The following is an 18,766-nucleotide window of genomic DNA, read 5'->3' on the forward strand; positions in this document are numbered from 1 at the left end:
GGGCCGGTACGCCGAACGCCCGGTCGCCCCGGCTGTGGAGCCGGGGCGACCGGGCGTTCGCGTCACCTGGTGGCGGGACGCGCGGTGGCGGGAGGAGTCAGAGCCACCCGAGGCGCCACAGGCGGTACACGCCCGTGCCGTCGTTGAGGTACTGGCCGCCGCCGACGTCCTTGTCGGTGACCGTGTACTCCTTGCGCTGCCAGAGCGGGATCATCGGGACCTCGTCGGCCGTCAGCCGCTGGAGCTCCTCGAAGGTCCGCACCGCCCGCACGCGGTCGCCGAAGGCCTGGCTCTGGAGGATCAGCTCGTCGACCCGCTTGTCGCTGAAACCGTTCTTCATGCCGTTGCCGGTGCCGATCAGCACGGCGGAGAAGTTGTCAGGGTCCGGGTAGTCCGCGATCCAGCCGACCGTGTACGCGTCGAACTTGCCCTTCGCGTAGTCCTTCTGGAAGTCGCCCCACTCACGGCCCTCCAGCTTGACCAGGAACAGGCCGCCCTCCTCGAGCTGGTTCTTCAGCTCGTAGGCCTCCTGCTCGCGGGCGCCGGTCCTCGGGAAGCCGAGCTCGATGACGACCGGCGTCTGGATCCCCGCCTCGCGCAGCAGCGCGCGGGCCTTGTCCGGGTCGCGGTCGGGGAAGGCGTCGAAGAAGGCGGTGTTGTGGCCGGTGAAGCCCGCCGGGATCAGGGAGTACAGCGGCTCGACGGAGTCCTGCATCACCGTAGCGGCGATCTTCTCGCGGTCGACCAGCCAGGCCATCGCCCGGCGCACCGAGACGTCGGCGAGCGGCGATCCCGACTTGACGTTCAGGACGAGGTTGTTGGTGGTGGACCCGGAGCTCTCCGACACCCGGTACTCCGGGTCGGTGGCCGACAGGCCGGCGAGCGTGTCCGGCGGAAGCTGCCGGGAGGCGACGTCGACCTTGCGGGCCTGCCACGCCTTGTCCAGCGCCTCGGAGTCGTAGAAGTACCGCAGGGTCACCGGGGTGGGCTTCTCCTCGACGGCTCCCCGGTAGCGCGTGTTGGGCTCGAGGACGACCTCCTTGCCCTCCTTGAAGGAGGCGAGCCGGTACGGGCCGGTGCCGTCGGCCTTGCCCCCGCCGCGGAGCTCGTCCGCCGGGTAGACCTCGCTGTCGACGATCGCGCCCGCGCCGGTGGCGACCTTGAAGGGGAAGGTGGCGTCCGGGCTGTTGAGGCGGAACGTCACCTCCATGCCGTCGGCCTTCACCGACTTCAGCGTGGAGAAGAGGGAGGCGGGACCGACGTCCGAGTTGATCTTCAGGACGCGCTCGAAGGAGAACTTCACGTCCTTCGCGGTCATCTCGCGGCCGCTCGGGAACTTCAGTCCGTCCCGGAGCTTGCAGACGAAGACCATCGCGTCGTCACCGTCGAACGAGCACTCCTCCGCGGCGTCCGGCACCGGCGTGGTGCTGCCGGGCTGGTACGTCATCAACGTCTGGTACACGTTGGAGAACACGGCCCAGGAACCGGCGTCGTAGGCGCCGGCCGGGTCGAGCGACGTCACCACGTCGGTCGTGCCGACCACGATCGGGTCGGTGTCGACGACCTCGTCCGGCATCAACTGCCAGGCGCCGACGCCGACGACCGCGAGAACAAGAATTGTTGCGAGAATCCGCACTCGAATCGAGCGCACAGGTCCCTCCCCAGGGCCCGAAACCTAACCTGCCGCCGATCGTCCGCAGAACCTTCACATCGGCGGCCACACTGAACCACAGGAGTGACCCCCGGGGGAAGGAATTGACCAGAACCAAGGATTCCGTTGTGGTCACGCCTGTGGCGGGTGAGGTCAGGCCCGCAGTGAGGCGAGCTCCACCACGGTGACGTCCGACGGGGCTCCGACCCTGGTCGGAGGGCCCCAGGCGCCGGCGCCGCGGCTCACGTAGAGCTGCGTGTCGCCGTACTTCTCCAGACCGGCCACCGTCGGGTTCGCGAGCTCCGCCAGGTACGGACCGGGCCACAGCTGCCCGCCGTGGGTGTGCCCGGACAGCTGGAGGTCGACGCCGTACTTCACCGCCTCGTCGATCGTGACGGGCTGGTGGGAGAGAAGCACGACCGGGCGGGAGGGGTCCCGGTCGCCCAGCGCCTTCGCGAAGTCCGGGCCCTGGCCGTGGTCCTCGCCCGCGATGTCGTTGACGCCGGCCAGGTCGAAGTGGGCGAACTCGGTGCGGATGTTCTCCATCGGGCGCAGCCCGAGGTCGCGGACCTCGTCCACCCACTCCTCGGCGCCGGAGAAGTACTCGTGGTTGCCGGTCACGAAGTACGCGCCGTGCCGGGCGCGCAGACCGGCCAGCGGCGCGGCGGCCGGACCCAGGTCGCGGACGGAGCCGTCGACCAGGTCGCCGACCACGGCGATCAGGTCGGGCTGGGTGGAGTTGACGATGTCCACGACGCGCTGGGCGAAGGAGCGTCCCAGCACGGGGCTGAGGTGGACGTCGCTGACGACGGCTATCCGGAAGCCGTGCGCGGCGCGGGGCAGCCGGGCCAGCGGCACGGTGACCCGCTTGACGCCCGGTCCGTTCAGCACGCCGTAGGTGCCGGCGCCGACGGTGCCGAGACCCGCCACGGCGGCGACCGAGCCGACGGTACGGGCCACGAAGAGACGGCGGCTGAGGGTCCGCGGGGGCGTGCCGGCATCGGTGGCGTCGGTGGCCTCCGCCGCCTGGGCGCCCGCGGCCCCCTCGGCCGGAGTTCCGTCGGTGTCCTCCGCGTCCTCCGCGTCCTCCGCGTCCTTCGCCGGGGCGGGAACGGGGGCGGAGGCGGATGCCTGGTCGACGGCCACGGACCCGGCAGCGGGGGCCGAAGCGGTGCCGGGGGCGGCGGCGGTGGTGCCCGGGGCGGCCGCGGTGGTCCCCGAGGCGGCGGAGGCGGCAGCCGGGGCGGCGGCGGAGGACGCGGCGGCGGGGGCGGTGGACGCGGCAGGGGCGGCGGCGCCCGCGCGGCGGGCGTCGCGGCGGGCCAGCGCGCGGCGCAGCAGGGGCCGCAGCGGCTCGGTGAGGGCCAGGGCCATGGGGACGTAGAGCAGCCCCGCCATCCACAGGTACCCCGGCCAGGAGACCGCGCGGCGCACGGCGAACGGGAGGAACTCGCCGCGGCTGGTCAGCGCGCCGACGAGCAGCAGCGCGCCGAGCAGGAACGCCGCGGTGCCCAGCCGCCGGCCCAGGCCGCCGGGGACGGTGGTGTCCCGCACCAGCCGCCGCCACATGTACCAGTGCACCGCCACCAGCGCGGCCAGAACGAGCAGTGCGACGAGCACGAATACGACGACCACGTCCGGTAGTTCCCCTGTCCCGATGTCCAGTTGCGTTCTGTCGCGCGCCCCTTGGCGTCGGCGACTATGAAGTGCGCCGCAATGCGCGGACGGAGCGCAACCCGATGACCCCCACGACCGTCCCCAGTACGAAGGAGACCACCGCGAGCAGCAGGTGGACCCAGAAGTACCCGGTCGGGTTCCCCGCGTCGTCGAACGCGAGACCGCTGCCGTCCTTGTAGAGGTTCTTGACGAAAGTGATCCAGATGACCCAGCTCCACACCCCGAAGGCGAGAAGGAACCAGGAGACGGGTCGGCTGAGCTTCATACGGCCAGTATCGCCGCCGGGCGACCGTGACCGTGCCCGGGGTGGCGCTCCGGCGGCGGAGTGCGACGGGAATCACGGCGGGGCACGAAAGCTTCACGGGAGTACGTCCGCCGACGCCTTGGCATGTACGTTCTCGTCCGTGCCCGCTCCGAAGAAGACCACCAGGCGACCCGCTCTGCTCGCTTCCGCCACACTGCTGTCGCTCGCCCTCGGCCTGGTCCTGCCCCTGACGGCCGGTACGGCCGAGGCGAAGCCGATCCGGCCGGGCTCCAGGACCGGCACCGGGACGACGGACTCCGGCTCCCCCTCCAAGGCGACGGGCACCCCCCGGGCCACCTCCACCCCGGCCGACTCCCTGGACGACGCGGACGACGTGGACGACGCGGACGACTCCCCGGCCTCCTCCGGCACCGGCAAGACCGGGAGCGGCACGAGCGGGAAGTCCCTCTCCAAGGTGGGCGGTCTCCGGCTGGGCGCCCCCGGCATCCAGGTCCAGCCCGGGGTGGGCGCCCCGAAGCTGCCCGAGGCCGAACTGTCGGCGAACTCGTGGATCGTCGCCGACGCCGAGAGCGGCGAGGTGCTCGCCTCGTACAACGCGCACAAGGAACTGGCCCCGGCGAGCACGCTGAAGATGCTCTTCGCGGACACGCTGCTGGGCCGCTGGCCCGGCACCCAGACCCACACGGTGACGAACGAGGACCTCGCCGGGATCGGCGCCGGCTCCAGCCTGGTCGGCGTCAAGGAGAAGGAGGAGTACACCGTCCGCGACCTGTGGCTCGGCGTGTTCCTGCGGTCGGGCAACGACGCCGTGCACGTGCTGTCCGCGATGAACGGCGGCGTCGACAAGACGGTCGCCGACATGAACGCCCGCGCCGAGGAACTCCAGGCGCTGGACACCCACGTGGTCAGCCCCGACGGCTACGACGCGAAGGGGCAGGTCTCCTCGGCCTACGACCTCACGCTGATCGCCCGGTCGGGCCTGCAGGATCCGGACTTCCGCGAGTACGCGTCGACGGTGCGGGCGCAGTTCCCCGGGGCGACGACGAAGGGGAAGGGCGGCAAGAAGACCCGCGGCACCTTCGAGATCCAGAACACCAACCGGCTGCTCACCGGCGCCGGGGTCGACCAGTACCCGGGCATCGCCGGCGTCAAGAACGGCAACACCACCAACGCGGGGGCGACCTTCACGGGGGTCGCCGAGCGGGACGGCAAGGTGCTGCTGGTCACCGTCATGAACCCGAAGAAGAAGGAGCTCAACCGGGTCTACAAGGAGACCGCGGCGCTGCTGGACTGGGGCTTCGCGGCGTCGGGGAAGGTGACGCCGGTGGGTGAGCTGGTGCCGCCGGCCTCCCAGGCCGCGGCCTCCGCCTCGGCCGACCCGGGCGCCTCCTCGGCCGCGGTGCCGGCGGGTGACCACGCGGGTGCGGGGGACGTCGCGGCCGCGAAGCAGGGCGAGGCGGGTCCGCTGTGGATCCCGCTGGCCATCGTCGGCGGCGTGCTGGTCCTCCTCGCGGGGGGAGGCTTCCTCCTCCACCGCCGCTGGCCCCTGCCGGGGACCGGGGCGCGGCAGGAGGCACCCACCGCGAACGGCTCGCCGACCGACGGTTCCGAGGGTTCGGGTTCCGAGGCTTCCGAGGGCGCCGACAAGGCGGCGGACACCGCGGAGGAGCCGAAGGACGGCGAGGACACGGCTCCGGCCGCGGATTCCGGCAAGGCCGACGCGACGGAGGCCGAGGCCGAGGCGACCGGGACCGACGCCGAAACCGACACCGACACGTCCTCCGCGGCGGCCGGGACCGGGAAGGACGAGCCCGCCGAGGACGACGACGCCGCCGAGGCCAGGATGCCCCAGCAGGCCACCGCCCCTCGCACCACCAAGGACGAGGACCAGCCCGCCTGATCCCGCCCCGCGGCCCGGTCAGGCGGGGACGGCGGAGTCCGGGGCGGCGGGCCCCGCGGTGCCGGACGCCCGGGCCTCGGAGGACGACTTCGGGGTGGCGGTCCACGCGGCGCAGTACAGGAGCAGCTTGCAGGTGAAGTTGATCCACAGCAGCAACGCGATCGGCACCCCGAAGGCCCCGTACATGCTCTTCGCCGCGACCCCCTGGATGTAGCCGCTGAGCAGCAGTTTCAGCAGCTCGAAGCCCACCGCCCCGATCAGCGCCGCCTCGACCAGGCGCCGCTTCGACGGGTGCGCCCCCGGCACCATCCGCAGCACGTACGTCAGCAGCAGGAAGTCGGCGAGGACGGCGACGACGAACGCGGCGATCCACAGCAGGACGCCGCCGACGCCGCCCTCGTCGAGCCCCATCGCCCGGGTCAGCCGTCCCACCATCCCGCTGGCGACGGTGGAGATCACCAGCGTCGCCAGCACCGCCCCGCCGAGCCCGAACAGCACGCCCAGGTCCTTGGCCTTGGTAAGCAGGATGTTCTCGTCGGGGTCCGGCATCTCCCAGACCGCCCGCAGGCAGCCCCGCATGGAGTCGACCCAGCTCAGACCGGTGAAGAGGAGCAGCGCGCCGGCGATCAGCCCGACCGTGCCCGCGTTGGCGACCAGCTTCTCGACGTCGAGCTGGTCGGAGATGCCGGGGACCTGTTCGGCCACCTTGTCCTGGAGGGTCCGCTGCTGCGCGGTGGAGAGGGTCGCCGCCCCGGCCGCGGCGGCGACGGTGAGCAGCGGGAAGAGGGCGACGAAGCTGGTGAAGGTCATGGCCGCGGCGAGACGCGTCCACTTCACCTCGTCCAGCCGCTCGAAGGCGCGCCAGGCGTGGGTCTTCATCAGCCGCGCGGCCCAGGGACCGACGACGGGCAGGTTCTTCAGCCAGTCCATCCGACGACCCCGTTCCGGTTACCGTCCCCGACCGCGCCCGCGTCTTCGCGCCGGTCGCGGAATACGAGGGTTCTGGTACCCCAGAATCGGACCGCCGTGCCCAGCAGCATGCCCACCCCCGCCCCGGCGATCAGGTCGGCGCGGTGCGAGGTCCACCCCAGGCCGTAGTGGCTGACGGCGAGACAGCTCAGCTGGACGACGGCCCCCGCCGCGTTGACGGCGGTGAACACGACCGCTTGGCGCAGCCGTTCGCGCCGCACCGGGCGAAGTGGGGCCGAGGCGGCTCCGGTTGCCGCGTCCTGACCCCGGCTCCCGTAGGTGCCCAGCGCGTTGCCGGTGTAGGCGACCGCGCAGGCGGCGAGGAAGGCCAGCCCCTTCGCCGGCACCGGCGGCACTCCGGCCGGGCCGAGGAGCGCGGTGAACACGGCGAGGTCCACCAGGTAGGCCGCCAGCCCGGCCGCCGCGAACCCGGCCAGCTCCCGCCGGGTCACCGGGGGCGCCGTCACCAGCCGGTCACCGCCAGGCCGTAGAGCACCGCCCAGACCGCCGCGACGACGGCCAGCGGGCGGTCCCGCAGGACGACGTCCTCCGGTTCGCCGGCCGTGCCGCGGTCGGCGAAGACGGCGTAGCGCAGGACGCCCAGGATGAAGGCGACCATGGACAGCTGCCGCCACGGCAGCAGTCCGCTCTGCGGGACGCCGCCGCCCTCCAGGGCCCACAGGCAGTAGCCGAGGACCGCGCCGCCCGCCGCGAGCTGCCAGACGAAGCGCAGGTAGCCGGTGGTGTACTCGGTGAGCAGCGCGCGGGTGGCCCCGCCCGTGCCCGCCATCTCGACGGCCTCCGAGTAGCGCTTGGCGGCGACCATGAACAGCGCGCCGAACCCGGTGGTGATCAGGAACCAGCGGGAGAGCGGGATGTCCATGGCGATGCCGCCGGTCATGGCCCGCATCAGGAAGCCGGCGGCGACCACCGCGAGGTCGACCACCAGCACCTGCTTGAGCCGCAGGCAGTACGCCAGCTGCATCACGACGTAGGCGGCCAGCACCCCGGCGGTCAGCGGAGGGCACAGCAGCACGGCGGTGAGCGGGGCCAGCACGGCCAGGGCGCCGCCCACCGCGTAGGCGACCGGCACCGGCACCTGTCCCGCGGCGACCGGGCGCCGGCGTTTGACGGGGTGGGCCCGGTCGGCCTCGGCGTCCCGGGCGTCGTTGACCAGGTAGACGGCGGCGGAGCAGGCCGTGAAGAGGACGAGGACCAGCGGCAGCCGGGTCAGGGCCGCGCCGGTGAAGAGCTGCCCGGCGGCGGCGGGCGCGGCCACCACCAGGACGTTCTTCACCCACTGGCGGGGACGTGCGGTACGCACCAGCCCGGCGAGCAGCACCCCGGGGCGGGGGCGGCGGGGCGGCGCGGGGCGCGGGGTCCCGGCCGGGCGGCCGCGGGGTCCGACCAGCCGGGGGCCGGTGGCCGCGACGCGTTCAGCCACGGCCCCTCCCCCGCGGTCCCCGCAGCCCGCGCGCCCCCAGGCCGCCGACGGCCGCGCCCAGCAGGGCGCCGGCGGCGACGTCGCTCGGGTAGTGCACGCCGGCCACCACCCGGGACAGGCACATCGCGACGGCCACCGGTGCGGCCACCGCCCCGGCCGCCGGGAGCAGCACCCCGGCCGCCACGGCCGCGGCGGCGCTGGAGGCGGCGTGCGAGCTGGGGAAGGAGTGGTTGGCCAGCACCGGCACCCGGGCCCGAACGGCGGTGGGCCGGGGGCGGCGCACCAGACGCTTGACGCCCACGCTGGCGGCCTGGGCGGCGGCGGTGAGCGCGGTGCCGCGCAGCCAGGCGGATCGGCGGGGCCGGTCCACGGCGGCCGCCGCGAGCCCCGCGGCCAGCCAGAGCGCGCCGTGCTCCCCGGCGGTCGACAGGACGCGGACGGCGGCGGTGGCGCGGGGGTGGGCGCCCCGGGCGTGCAGGGCGGTCAGCAGGCGGGCGTCGAGCCGCCGGAGCGCGGGCGGCTGCCGCAGGGCCGGCGGGCGGAGGAGGAAGGCGGGCGGGGAGAGGGGCGGGCAGGGGGCGAGGAAGGGGACACCGTGCATACGGCCCACTGTTCACCGGGACGGCTCCCGAACCCGGCCATTGCCGCACCAACCGTCATCAATCACCCGTTCCGGCGAGAATCGCGCGATATCCGCAGCAGTCGCCGCACAGGGGACGCGTCGCCGCTAGCGTCGCGCCCATGCCGCCCACGCAGCCCTCCCCGCTGGATCCGTCCCCGCCGCCCGCCGCCCGCGCCGTCCCGGTCACCGGGTGGGGCCGCACCGCTCCGACCGTCGCGCGGGTGGTCCGGCCGCGGAGCTACGACGAGGCGGTGGCCGCCGTCCGCGGCTGCGGGGCGCGCGGCGGCATCCCCCGGGGGCTGGGCCGGGCCTACGGCGACGCGGCGCAGAACGCGGGCGGCGCCGTGCTGGACATGACCGCGCTGGACCGCGTCCACGCCGTGGACGTCGCGGCGGGCGTGGTGCTGTGCGACGCGGGCGTCTCGCTGCACCGGCTGATGCAGGTGCTGCTGCCGCTCGGCTGGTTCGTGCCGGTCACCCCCGGCACCCGGTACGTCACGGTCGGCGGGGCGATCGGGGCCGACATCCACGGCAAGAACCACCACGTCTCCGGCTCGTTCTCCCGCCACGTGCTGTCCATGGAGCTGCTCACCGCCGACGGCGTCGTGCGCACGGTGGCGCCCGGCGACCCGCTGTTCGAGGCGACCTGCGGAGGGATGGGCCTGACCGGGGTCGTACTCACCGCCTCGGTCTCGCTCCAGCCGGTGGAAACGTCCTGGATGACGGTGGACACCGAGCGGGCCGGCGACCTCGACGACCTGATGGCCCGCCTCACCGCCAACGACCACCGCTACCGCTACTCGGTGGCCTGGATCGACCTGCTGGCCCGCGGCCGCGCCACCGGCCGCGCCGTCCTCACCCGCGGCGACCACGCCCCGCTCGACGCCCTCCCGGACCGCACCCGGCGCGACCCGCTGGCCTTCCGCCCCTCCCGGCTGCCCGCGGCGCCGTCCTTCCTGCCCGACGGCCTGCTCGGCCGCGCCTCGGTGGGCGCCTTCAACGAGTTCTGGTACCGCAAGGCGCCCCGGCGCCGCACCGGCGAGCTCCAGCGCCTGCCGGCCTTCTTCCACCCGCTGGACGGCGTGCCGCACTGGAACCGGATCTACGGGCGGCGCGGGTTCGTGCAGTACCAGTTCGTCGTCGGGTACGGCGAGGAGGAGGCGCTGCGGCGGATCGTGCGCCGGGTCTCCGAGCGGCGCTGCCCGTCCTTCCTGGCCGTGCTCAAGCGGTTCGGCGACGGCGACCCGGGCTGGCTGTCGTTCCCCACCGCGGGCTGGACGCTCGCCCTGGACGTCCCGGCCGGCCTGCCCGGGCTCGACGCCTTCCTGGACGAGCTGGACGAGGAGGTCGCGGCCGCCGGAGGGCGGGTGTACCTCGCCAAGGACTCCCGGCTGCGGCCCGAGCTGCTGCCGGCCATGTACCCGCGCCTCGACGAGTTCCGCGCGCTGCGCGCCGAGCTCGACCCGCGCGGGGTGTTCACCTCCGACCTGTCCCGCCGGCTCGGTCTCTGACCGCCACGGCCGTCTCCCCTACGTGAAGGAGCTCATGTGAAGGACGCGTTCGGCGCACCCCAGTCGATGCTGGTGCTCGGCGGCGCCTCGGAGATCGGCCTCGCGGTCGCCCGCCGCATGCTCGCCCGCCGCTGCCGCACCGTGTGGCTGGCGGGGCGCCCCTCCCCCGCCCTGGACGCGGCCGCCGCCTCGCTGCGGGCCCTGCGGCCCGGGGCCGAGGTGCGCACCGTGGAGTTCGACGCGCTGGAGACCGGGACGCACGAGGAGACGCTGGGCAAGGTCTTCGCGGAGGGCGACGTCGACCTGGTGCTGCTGGCCTTCGGCGTCCTCGGCGACCAGGCCCGCGACGAGCGGGAGCCGGCCGGCGCGGTGCGGGTCGCGCAGACCAACTACACGGGGGCCGTCTCCGCGGGCCTGGTGGCCGCGTCGGCACTGCGCGGGCAGGGCCACGGGTCGCTGGTGGTCCTCTCCTCGGTGGCCGCCGAGCGGGCCCGCCGCAGCAACTTCATCTACGGCTCCAGCAAGGCCGGCCTGGACGCCTTCGCGCAGGGACTGGGCGACTCACTGTGCGGGACGGGGGTGCACGTGATGGTGGTGCGGCCCGGCTTCGTGCGGACCCGGATGACGGCGGGCCTGCGGGAGGCTCCGCTCGCCACCACTCCGGGGGCGGTCGCGGCGGCCGTGGAGTCGGGCCTGCGGCGCCGGGCCGCGACGGTCTGGGTCCCCGGCACCCTGCACCCCGCGATGGCCGTCCTGCGCCGTCTCCCCCGCCCCCTCTTCCGCCGCCTCCCGCTCTGACCCGCGGCCGTTCGGGGTCGGGCCGGCACCAGGCGTCCCGGCACCCTACGGGGCGCCCGCCGCACCCGGAAGGTGCCGGTCGCGCTCAGTGCAGGGTGGGGTGTCTCTCCACGGTGGCCTGGGGCGGGACCAGGGCGCCGCCGAAGGGGAAGTCGCGCAGGCGGCGCCACACGCCGTCGGCGCCCTGCTCGTAGAGGGCGAAGCCGGTGCAGGGCCACTCCGCCGCGTAGTCGGCCAGCTCCGCGTAGGCGCGGTCCATGGCCTCCTCGTCGATGCCGTGCGCCACCGTCACGTGCGGGTGGTACGGGAACTGGAGCTCCCGGGCCACCGGACCGGCCTCGTCCCGGATGCGGGCCTGCAGCCCGGCGCACTCGTCCGCGCCGGCCACCACCCGCACGTACACCACCGGCGAGAGCGGACGGAACGTTCCGGTGCCCGCCAGGCGCATCGGGAAGGGCCGCCCGGCGGCCGCCACCTCGGCGAGGTGCGCCTCGATCTTGGGCAGCGCGGAGGCGTCCACCTCGGTCGGCGGGAGCAGGGTGACATGCGTGGGAATGCCGAAGGCAGCGGCGTCGCCGAAGCCCGTGCGCCGCTGCTGGAGCAGGGTGCCGTGCGGCTCCGGGACCGAGATCGACACGCCGATCGTTACGGTCCCCACGTCGTCTCCTGTCGTGTCGTCTTCCGTCACGCCGGGCCGCGCCCGACGGGTGCTGCCCCCGGCCGCGCGCCGGGGTCAGCCGTCCCCATCGACTGTACGGCGGCGCACCGCCGAACCGGGAGGATCGCGCCTGGATCACCGGTGGCGCGAGGGGCGCTCGGGCGCGGGGAGTATCCTGCCCGCCGCCTTCGGCGCGCCGCCCGTGCCGCCCGTGCGTCGGCGGCGGCCGGGTCAGTGCTTGGCCGGGACCAGGCCCATCCGCGCGTAGGTCGTCGCCAGCGTCTCGGCGGCCACCGCGCGCGCCTTCTCCGCGCCCTTGGCGAGGATCTGGTCCAGCGTCTCCGGGTCGTCCAGGTATTCCTGCGTCCGGTCGCGGAACGGCGTCACGAAGTCGACCATGATCTCGGCCAGGTCGGTCTTCAGGGCGCCGTACATCTTGCCCTCGTACTCCGCCTCCAGCTGCGGGACCGTCTTCCCGGTGAGCGTGGAGAGGATGGTCAGGAGGTTGGAGACGCCCGGCTTGTTCTCGCGGTCGAAGCGGATCACGGTCTCCGTGTCGGTGACCGCGCTCTTCACCTTCTTCGCGGTGACCTTCGGGTCGTCCATGAGGTTGATCAGGCCCTTGGGGTTGGCCGTCGACTTGCTCATCTTGGCGGACGGGTCCTGCAGGTCGTAGATCTTCGCCGTCTCCTTGAGGATGTAGGCGCTCGGGACGGTGAAGGTCGGACCGTACGTCGTGTTGAACCGCTCGGCCAGGTCGCGGGTGAGCTCCAGGTGCTGGCGCTGGTCCTCGCCGACCGGGACCTGGTCGGCCTGGTAGAGCAGGATGTCCGCGACCATCAGCATCGGGTACGTGAACAGGCCGACCGTGGTGCGGTCGCTGCCCTGCTTGGCGGACTTGTCCTTGAACTGCGTCATCCGGGAGGCCTCGCCGAAGCCCGTGATGCAGTTCATCACCCAGCCGAGCTGGGCGTGCTCCGGGACGTGGCTCTGCACGAAGAGGGTGCAGTGCTCCGGGTCCAGGCCGGCCGCCAGCAGCTGGGCGACGGACAGCCGGGTGTTCCGGCGGAGCTGCTCCGGGTCCTGCGGCACGGTGATGGCGTGCAGGTCGACGACCATGTAGAAGGCGTCGTGGGACGTCTGCAGGTCCACCCACTGGCGGACGGCGCCGAGGTAGTTGCCGAGGTGGAACGAGCCGGAGGTCGGCTGGATACCGGAGAGCACGCGAGGACGATCAGAGGCCATGCCTCTCATTCTCTCAGGTGGTCCCCGGATCAAGGGAACGGGTCGCGCAACCCTTTGCCGGACGCGGACGGCCTGTGCGCGGACGCGGACGGAGGGACCCGGGGGCGGACGAACGGCCGCCCCCGGTCCGCGGGCGTCAGCCCAGGTCGATCGTCGGGTACAGCGGGAAGCCGGAGACCAGCTCGGTGGCGCGGCGGGAGACCTCGTCGGAGACCTTCTCGTCCAGCACGTGCTGCGCCTTGGACGGGGCGCCCTTGGCGGTGGTGCCGGGGACGGCCTCGGTGAGCACGCGGTCGATCAGCGCCGCGATCTCGTCCATCTCCGCCGTGCCGAGCCCGCGGGTGGTCAGCGCGGGGGTGCCGATGCGGATGCCGGAGGTGTACCAGGCGCCGTTCGGGTCGGCGGGGATCGCGTTGCGGTTGGTGACGATGCCGGAGTCCAGCAGCGCCTGCTCCGCCTGGCGGCCGGTGAGGCCGTAGGAGGAGGCCACGTCGATCAGGTTGAGGTGGTTGTCCGTGCCGCCGGTGACCAGCGTCGCGCCGCGGCGCATCAGGCCCTCGGCGAGCGCCTTGGCGTTGTCGACGATGCGCTGCGCGTAGTCCTGGAAGGAGGGCTGACGCGCCTCGGCCAGGGCGACGGCCTTGGCGGCCATCACGTGCGGCAGCGGGCCGCCGAGCACCATCGGGCAGCCGCGGTCGACCTGGTCCTTGAGCGAGTCGTCGCACAGCACCATGCCGCCGCGCGGGCCGCGCAGCGACTTGTGGGTGGTGGTGGTGACGATCTGCGCGTGCGGCACCGGGTCGAAGTCGCCGGTCAGCACCTTGCCGGCCACCAGGCCCGCGAAGTGCGCCATGTCGACCATCAGGGTCGCGCCGACCTCGTCGGCGATCTCCCGCATGATCCGGAAGTTCACCAGGCGGGGGTACGCGGAGTAGCCGGCGACGATGATCAGCGGCTTGAAGTCGCGGGCGGTGGCGCGCAGCGCCTCGTAGTCGACCAGGCCCGTCTCCGGGTCGGTGCCGTAGGAGCGCTGGTCGAACATCTTGCCGGAGATGTTGGGGCGGAAGCCGTGGGTGAGGTGACCGCCGGCGTCCAGCGACATGCCCAGCATCCGCTGGTTGCCGAAGGCGGTGCGCAGCTCGGCCCAGTCGGCGTCGGAGAGCTCGTTGACCTGGCGGACGCCGGCCTTGGCCAGGTGCGGGACCTCGACCCGGTCGGCGAGCACCGACCAGAAGGCGACCAGGTTGGCGTCGATGCCGGAGTGCGGCTGGACGTAGGCGTGGCGGGCGCCGAAGAGCTCGCGGGCGTGCTCGGCGGCCAGGGACTCGACGGTGTCGACGTTGCGGCAGCCGGCGTAGAAGCGGCGGCCGACGGTGCCCTCGGCGTACTTGTCGCTGAACCAGTTGCCCATCGCGAGGAGCGTCGCGGGCGAGGCGTAGTTCTCGGAGGCGATCAGCTTGAGCATCTCGCGCTGGTCGGCGAGCTCCTGGCCGATGGCGTCGGCGACGCGGGGCTCGACGGCGCGGACGACGTCCAGGGCGGAGCGGTACGCGGCGGACTCGGGGGAAAGATCGGGCATGGCGGCCTCCGGCAGGGTGCGGTCACGGTGTGGCCCAGGCGCACGGCACGTGTGGTTCCTCCGGGCCGCTCCCCGATGGTCCGTCCCATCCCAGCGCGCCAGTCACGGCCCTGGGCCAGCCTACCGGGGACCGCCGGGCCCCCCGCCAGTCGGCCCGTCGCGTGAGACGCCGCCGGTCAGCGGCCCGGCAGGCGCGCGGAGGGTCGGCGGGAGGCGGGGGCGAGGGCGGCATCGGGGACCGGCGAGGGCGCGGTTCCGGGCGCGTCCGGACGGGGCGGGGCCGGGGGCGCGGGCGGTACTGGGGGCGCGGGCGGCGCCGGGGGCTCGGGCGGTGCCGGCGGCGCGGGCGGCGCCGGGGGCTCGGGGCGCAGCAGGAGGCCGACCGGGGGGTGGGTCAGCGGGCGGGCCAGCCGCCGGACCGGGGGCGAACCGAGCACCGCCGACAGCGCGACCGCGCACAGCACCAGAGCGGCCACCTCCACCGGCCGGTCCGCCTTCGCGATCCACCCCTTCTCGCGGAACGGGAGGATCACCAGCGGGTGCAGCAGGTAGATCGTGAACCCGCCCGCCCCCAGCGTGGAGACGAACGGCAGGCGCCGCCTGGGCATCACCCGCAGCAGGCACAGCACCAGCACGGCGGCGCAGGCGAGCACCGCCAGCCGGATCAGCCACGCCCACTCCAGCCCCGTCGGGTCGGCCGGCGAGTAGGGGTGCCGCATGGACAGCCACCGGCCCTCGACGTCCCGGTGCCACAGCACGCCGACGAGGACCGAGGCCAGGACGCCGGCGACCGCCACCGGCAGGGTCCACCGGCGGGCGAACCAGGAGCGCAGGCCGCCCTGGCCGACCCACCAGCCGAGGTGGAAGAGCGGCAGGTAGACCAGGGTCCGGGAGGCCGAGAACTGCAGGCCGAAGTCGGGCAGGTAACCGACCGCGAGCGCCACCGCCGTGGTGGTCGCCAGCGGGAGGCGCAGCTGGAGCACCAGGGGGTGCAGCAGCCGCCAGAAGAACAGCGACATCAGGAACCACAGGTTCCAGGGCAGTTGGGCGACGTGCACCCGGAACTCGGCGCCCAGGGCCCAGCTCTCCAGCGAGAACAGGAGCCCGAAGAGGAGGCCGGGCAGCGCCACGGACCGGATCAGGGCCCGCAGCGGCCGGGCCCCGAGCGGCCCGGCCTTGCTGAACACCCCGGCCAGCAGGACGAACGCGGGGACCCGGAACGCCCAGGCGCCGAGCTGGAAGGCGTGCAGGGCCTCCACCCGGCCCAGCAGGCTGCCCGTGGTGTGCAGCACGACGATCAGGGTGGCCGCGAGGAACCGGGTGTTGTCCCACCACGGGTCGCGCGCCGTGGCCACGCCACGGGGAGCGGCGGTGGCCGGGCCGGACGTGCCGGGCGCGGACCGGGGTCCGGGGACGGGGACGGGAACGGTGGTCATCGCTCTGCGGGCTCCTGGGCGGACCGGGGCGGGTCGTGCGGGCCCGGGCAGACTAGGAGGGCAACCCGACGGGGGCCCGTCCCCGGGATGAACACCGGGTGGCCCGCCGCCGCGAAGTGCGTCTCGGAGGATTCAGAGGATGACGTGCGGCAGGAACCGCGCGTACGTGTCCGTGACGAGCCCCGCGCTCTCCCGGATGCCGAGGCCCGCGGCCTCGCCCTCGACGACCCAGGCGCCCAGCACCACCCGGTTCCCGTCGAACGACGGCAGCGGCGCCAGCTCCTGGTAGCAGCAGGGCTCCTGCGGCTCCGGTGCGGCGTCCCCGGGCTCGTGCAGGGTGACGCCGGCCCCCTCGCGCCCGAGCAGCGGCTTGGCCACGTAGCCGGTGGTGCCGGCCATCTCGCGCGGGCCGTCCACGTAGGCCGGCAGCAGGTTGGGGTGGCCGGGGTACAGCTCCCAGAGCATCGCGAGCAGCGCCTTGTTGCTGAGCAGCATCTTCCACATCGGCTCGATCCACAGCGTGGAGCCGGTCCCGCCGCCGAGGTCCAGGGTGTTCATCACGTGCGGGCCGAACCGGTCGGTGGTCAGCCACTCCCACGGGTAGAGCTTGAAGCAGCTGCGGATGAACCGCAGCTTCTTGTCCACGAAGCGGCGGCTGATGCGGTCCCAGCCGATGTCCTCCATGGAGATCCACTCGGTGGGCAGCCCGGCCTGCTCGGCGGTCTCCATCAGGTAGGCGACCGTCATCAGGTCCTCGCCCAGCTCGTCCTCCGCGGTGTGGGCGAAGTACAGCGGGGAGCCGGGCGGCAGCAGGGGAGCCTGGCGGCGCCAGGCCTCCACCAGCCGCTCGTGCAGGGAGTTCCACTGGTCCGCGCCGGGGAAGCGCTCCTCCATCCAGAACCACTGCGGGCCGGCGGCCTCCACCAGCGAGGTGGGGGTGTCGGCGTTGTACTCCAGCATCTTGGCCGGGCCCGAGCCGTCGTACCGCAGGTCGAACCGGCCGTAGACGGAAGGGACCTCCTCGCGGCGGCGCCAGGACTCGGCGATCGCGGCGGCCACCCGCCGGTCGGTGACGCCGAGGTCGGCGAAACGGTTCTCCCGGACGATGAAGGCGGCCGCCTCCAGGCACATCGCGTGCAGTTCCTCGACGACCTCCTCGAGCGCCTCGACCTCGGGGAGGGAGAAGACGTAGTACGCGCTCTCGTCCCAGTAGGGGCGCAGGCTGCCGTCGGGGTGGCGGGTGAGCGGGTAGATCAGCCCCTGGGATTCGACGGTGCGCTGCCAGTCCGGGCGGGGCTCGATGGTGCGGCGTTCCATGTGCGGAGGTCAGCCGCCGCTGCTGCCGTGGCAGCCGAACCCGTTGCGGTCGACGGCCTCGTCGCGGTCGAAGGTGCCGTCCTCGGCCCAGCCGCCGTCGACGTCGGCGTCGTAGTACCAGTCGGCGGACGACGAGTACGACGAGCACGACGAATCGGCCACGACGCGGTAGCCGTTGGCCAGCTCGTAGCTGTTCGTGTCGACGCAGCGGCGGTCCGGCTCGGTCCCGCAGGACGTCAGCGTCGCCGCGACGACGCCCATCCCGCCGAGCACGACGGTGCTGGAGCGCAGCCGTCGGCGCTGCTTGTCTGCCATGGTGTTTCCCCCCGGATCGGTGCGAGCGATGACGGACGCCAAGACACCGGGAGAGCGCGTTCGGTTCCCGCGCAGGCGTGCGGCGTCCCGCCACGCCCGGCAGCCTAGGGAATACCTGCTCGCGAGAGCAATGTCAGCCACATGACAGAAACCGGTCGGATGCCATAGGGATGCCGTGCACCCGGGACCTCGCCCGGGATCGGACACGGGATCAGGCCCGGGATCAGGCCCGGGATCGCGAGGGCCCCGCGGGCGCCTCCCTCGCGAGGAGGGGGCGCGCCGCGGGGCCCGTCGGGCGGTGGTGTCAGGTTCACCGCCCGTCACCTCCCTACCCCTCGGGGCAGGGTGCGATACCTGCTCAGGCCACCCAGGACTTCCAGACGTCCTTGTTCTCGGCGACCCACTTCTCCGCGGCGTCCTCCGGGCTCATCTTCTTCCCGGCGATCATCGCGGCGACCTCGTTCTGGTCCTCCTCGGTCCACTTCATCCGCTTGAGGAACTCGGCCGCCTTGCCGCCGTCCTTCGCGAAGTCGGCGCTCAGGTACTTCTGCAGCGGGGTCTCGGGGTAGCCGCAGTCGACGGCCTTCGGGTCCTTGTCGCAGCCCTCGGTCCACTCGGGCAGCTTCACCTCGACCATCTTCACGTCCTCGTTGACCCAGTTCGGGGTCCACCAGTAGGTGAGGAACGGCTTCTTCGCCTTGTAGTCCTGCTGGATCTGGGTGATCTGGGCGGCCTCGGAACCGGCGTACACCGTCTTGAGGTCCAGCTTCAGGTTCTTCACCAGCGCGTCGTCGTTGGTGGTGTACGACGGCGAGCCCTCCAGCAGCTGGCCCTTGTCGCCGCTCTCCGCGGTCCGGAAGAGGTGGGCGTACTTGTCGAGGTTCTTCCAGTCGGTGATGTCCGGGTGCTCCTTCGCCAGGTACTCCGGGACGAACCAGCCGATCTTGCCGGTGACGCCCAGGTCGCCGGCGGAGACCACGCTCTTCTTCTGGTCGACGTACTTCTCGAGCTTGTCGGGGGCGCCGCCCCAATCCTCGAGGACGGCGTCGATCTTGCCGCTGTCGAGGCCGTCGAAGGCGACGGACTCGTCGATCTGCGTCTTCTCGACGCGGACGTCGTACTCCTCCTCCAGGATGTGCGCGGCGACGGCGGCGTTCGCCTCGGCGCCCACCCAGGACGGGACGGCGATGGTGACCTTGTCGCCGGCTCCGCCGGAGGAGGCGGCGGCGCCGGTGTCGGCCGCGCCGCAGGCGCTCAGGGCGGTGGCGGCCAGCGCGGCGGTGGCGGCCACGGCGACGCGGGAGGTGCGGGAGGTGAAGGCGGGGGGCTTCTTCATGGGAGGTCTCTCGTTTCCTTCGGTGCTTGTGCGTGGGGGAGTT

General features: G+C 73.4%; 17 protein-coding genes and 1 riboswitch. Of the genes, 3 read left to right on the plus strand and 14 right to left on the minus strand.

The features are described 5' to 3' along the window. Positions 1-97: 97 nt before the first annotated feature. From ABT026_RS00090 to ABT026_RS00100, 3 genes are all read right to left on the minus strand, one after another. Positions 98-1,651: an ABC transporter substrate-binding protein gene (locus tag ABT026_RS00090; protein WP_351110471.1), complete on the minus strand. Its 1,554-nt coding sequence runs from the start codon at positions 1,649-1,651 to the stop codon at positions 98-100. 153 nt (positions 1,652-1,804) lie between these two features. After that, complete coding sequence (locus ABT026_RS00095) at positions 1,805-3,286, minus strand: metallophosphoesterase (protein ID WP_351110473.1); 1,482 nt, start codon at positions 3,284-3,286, stop codon at positions 1,805-1,807. 64 nt (positions 3,287-3,350) lie between these two features. Beyond that, positions 3,351-3,593, minus strand: a complete 243-nt coding sequence (locus ABT026_RS00100) for an SCO4848 family membrane protein (RefSeq protein ID WP_108955046.1) — start codon at positions 3,591-3,593, stop codon at positions 3,351-3,353. A 139-nt stretch (positions 3,594-3,732) separates the two neighbouring features. On the opposite strand from ABT026_RS00100, the gene ABT026_RS00105 reads away from it, so the two are divergent. Further along, the gene (locus ABT026_RS00105) at positions 3,733-5,493 is read left to right on the plus strand and encodes a D-alanyl-D-alanine carboxypeptidase family protein (RefSeq protein WP_351110476.1); all 1,761 of its coding nucleotides are present in this window, start codon (positions 3,733-3,735) and stop codon (positions 5,491-5,493) included. Between the two features lie 18 nt (positions 5,494-5,511). On the opposite strand, the gene ABT026_RS00110 is transcribed toward ABT026_RS00105, so the two are convergent. From ABT026_RS00110 to ABT026_RS00125, 4 genes are read right to left on the minus strand one after another with little or no spacing between them, the layout of a single operon-like run. Beyond that, complete coding sequence (locus ABT026_RS00110) at positions 5,512-6,423, minus strand: YihY/virulence factor BrkB family protein (RefSeq protein WP_351110478.1); 912 nt, start codon at positions 6,421-6,423, stop codon at positions 5,512-5,514. Next, complete coding sequence (locus ABT026_RS00115; RefSeq protein WP_351110480.1) at positions 6,411-6,929, minus strand: GtrA family protein; 519 nt, start codon at positions 6,927-6,929, stop codon at positions 6,411-6,413. Before ABT026_RS00115 ends, ABT026_RS00110 begins: the two co-directional genes overlap by 13 nt. Next, the gene (locus ABT026_RS00120; protein WP_502967877.1) at positions 6,926-7,873 is read right to left on the minus strand and encodes a decaprenyl-phosphate phosphoribosyltransferase; all 948 of its coding nucleotides are present in this window, start codon (positions 7,871-7,873) and stop codon (positions 6,926-6,928) included. The genes ABT026_RS00115 and ABT026_RS00120 overlap by 4 nt, the downstream gene beginning before the upstream one ends. 25 nt (positions 7,874-7,898) lie before the next feature. After that, a complete protein-coding gene (locus ABT026_RS00125) occupies positions 7,899-8,507 on the minus strand; it encodes a phosphatase PAP2 family protein (protein WP_351110482.1) in 609 nt (202 codons plus the stop codon). 140 nt (positions 8,508-8,647) lie between these two features. Here ABT026_RS00125 and dprE1 point away from each other — a divergent pair, with 140 nt between their 5' ends. Next, on the plus strand, positions 8,648-10,039 hold the full coding sequence (gene dprE1 / locus ABT026_RS00130) for a decaprenylphosphoryl-beta-D-ribose oxidase (RefSeq protein ID WP_351110484.1): 1,392 nt from the start codon (positions 8,648-8,650) through the stop codon (positions 10,037-10,039). 36 nt (positions 10,040-10,075) lie between these two features. Next, positions 10,076-10,837 carry a decaprenylphospho-beta-D-erythro-pentofuranosid-2-ulose 2-reductase gene (gene dprE2 / locus ABT026_RS00135; RefSeq protein ID WP_351110486.1) on the plus strand — a complete coding sequence of 254 codons (762 nt, stop codon included), beginning with the start codon at positions 10,076-10,078 and terminating at the stop codon, positions 10,835-10,837. Between the two features lie 85 nt (positions 10,838-10,922). On the opposite strand, the gene ABT026_RS00140 is transcribed toward dprE2, so the two are convergent. From ABT026_RS00140 to ABT026_RS00170, 7 genes are all read right to left on the minus strand, one after another. After that, positions 10,923-11,495 (minus strand): 2'-5' RNA ligase family protein, encoded by a 573-nt coding sequence (locus ABT026_RS00140; protein WP_351110488.1) that lies wholly within the window; start codon positions 11,493-11,495, stop codon positions 10,923-10,925. A gap of 231 nt (positions 11,496-11,726) precedes the next feature. After that, on the minus strand, positions 11,727-12,740 hold the full coding sequence (gene trpS, locus ABT026_RS00145; RefSeq protein WP_351110490.1) for a tryptophan--tRNA ligase: 1,014 nt from the start codon (positions 12,738-12,740) through the stop codon (positions 11,727-11,729). A 136-nt stretch (positions 12,741-12,876) separates the two neighbouring features. Next, the gene (locus ABT026_RS00150; RefSeq protein ID WP_351110491.1) at positions 12,877-14,319 is read right to left on the minus strand and encodes a glycine hydroxymethyltransferase; all 1,443 of its coding nucleotides are present in this window, start codon (positions 14,317-14,319) and stop codon (positions 12,877-12,879) included. 25 nt (positions 14,320-14,344) lie between these two features. Continuing rightward, positions 14,345-14,435: riboswitch (ZMP/ZTP riboswitch) on the minus strand. 60 nt (positions 14,436-14,495) lie between these two features. Then, on the minus strand, positions 14,496-15,755 hold the full coding sequence (locus ABT026_RS00155; RefSeq protein ID WP_351110493.1) for an acyltransferase family protein: 1,260 nt from the start codon (positions 15,753-15,755) through the stop codon (positions 14,496-14,498). Between the two features lie 132 nt (positions 15,756-15,887). Continuing rightward, positions 15,888-17,072 (minus strand): glutathionylspermidine synthase family protein, encoded by a 1,185-nt coding sequence (locus tag ABT026_RS00160; protein WP_351110495.1) that lies wholly within the window; start codon positions 17,070-17,072, stop codon positions 15,888-15,890. Between the two features lie 9 nt (positions 17,073-17,081). Next, on the minus strand, positions 17,082-17,387 hold the full coding sequence (locus tag ABT026_RS00165; protein WP_351110497.1) for a hypothetical protein: 306 nt from the start codon (positions 17,385-17,387) through the stop codon (positions 17,082-17,084). A gap of 358 nt (positions 17,388-17,745) precedes the next feature. Then, complete coding sequence (locus ABT026_RS00170; RefSeq protein ID WP_351110499.1) at positions 17,746-18,723, minus strand: ABC transporter substrate-binding protein; 978 nt, start codon at positions 18,721-18,723, stop codon at positions 17,746-17,748. Between the last annotated feature and the right edge of the window lie 43 nt (positions 18,724-18,766).

Source organism: Streptomyces sp. NPDC002734 (assembly GCF_040295685.1).
Lineage (GTDB): Bacteria > Actinomycetota > Actinomycetes > Streptomycetales > Streptomycetaceae > Streptomyces.

What these genes read in the sequence shown, in the direction of transcription:
- ABT026_RS00100 (WP_108955046.1), bottom strand. Translation starts at nt 3,593, where the DNA reads ATGAAGCTCAGCCGACCCGTCTCCTGGTTCCTTCTCGCCTTCGGGGTG.
- ABT026_RS00110 (WP_351110478.1), bottom strand. Translation starts at nt 6,423, where the DNA reads ATGGACTGGCTGAAGAACCTGCCCGTCGTCGGTCCCTGGGCCGCGCGG.
- ABT026_RS00125 (WP_351110482.1), bottom strand. Translation starts at nt 8,507, where the DNA reads ATGCACGGTGTCCCCTTCCTCGCCCCCTGCCCGCCCCTCTCCCCGCCC.
- dprE1 (WP_351110484.1), top strand. Translation starts at nt 8,648, where the DNA reads ATGCCGCCCACGCAGCCCTCCCCGCTGGATCCGTCCCCGCCGCCCGCC.
- trpS (WP_351110490.1), bottom strand. Translation starts at nt 12,740, where the DNA reads ATGGCCTCTGATCGTCCTCGCGTGCTCTCCGGTATCCAGCCGACCTCC.
- ABT026_RS00150 (WP_351110491.1), bottom strand. Translation starts at nt 14,319, where the DNA reads ATGCCCGATCTTTCCCCCGAGTCCGCCGCGTACCGCTCCGCCCTGGAC.
- ABT026_RS00155 (WP_351110493.1), bottom strand. Translation starts at nt 15,755, where the DNA reads ATGACCACCGTTCCCGTCCCCGTCCCCGGACCCCGGTCCGCGCCCGGC.
- ABT026_RS00160 (WP_351110495.1), bottom strand. Translation starts at nt 17,072, where the DNA reads ATGGAACGCCGCACCATCGAGCCCCGCCCGGACTGGCAGCGCACCGTC.
- ABT026_RS00165 (WP_351110497.1), bottom strand. Translation starts at nt 17,387, where the DNA reads ATGGCAGACAAGCAGCGCCGACGGCTGCGCTCCAGCACCGTCGTGCTC.
- ABT026_RS00170 (WP_351110499.1), bottom strand. Translation starts at nt 18,723, where the DNA reads ATGAAGAAGCCCCCCGCCTTCACCTCCCGCACCTCCCGCGTCGCCGTG.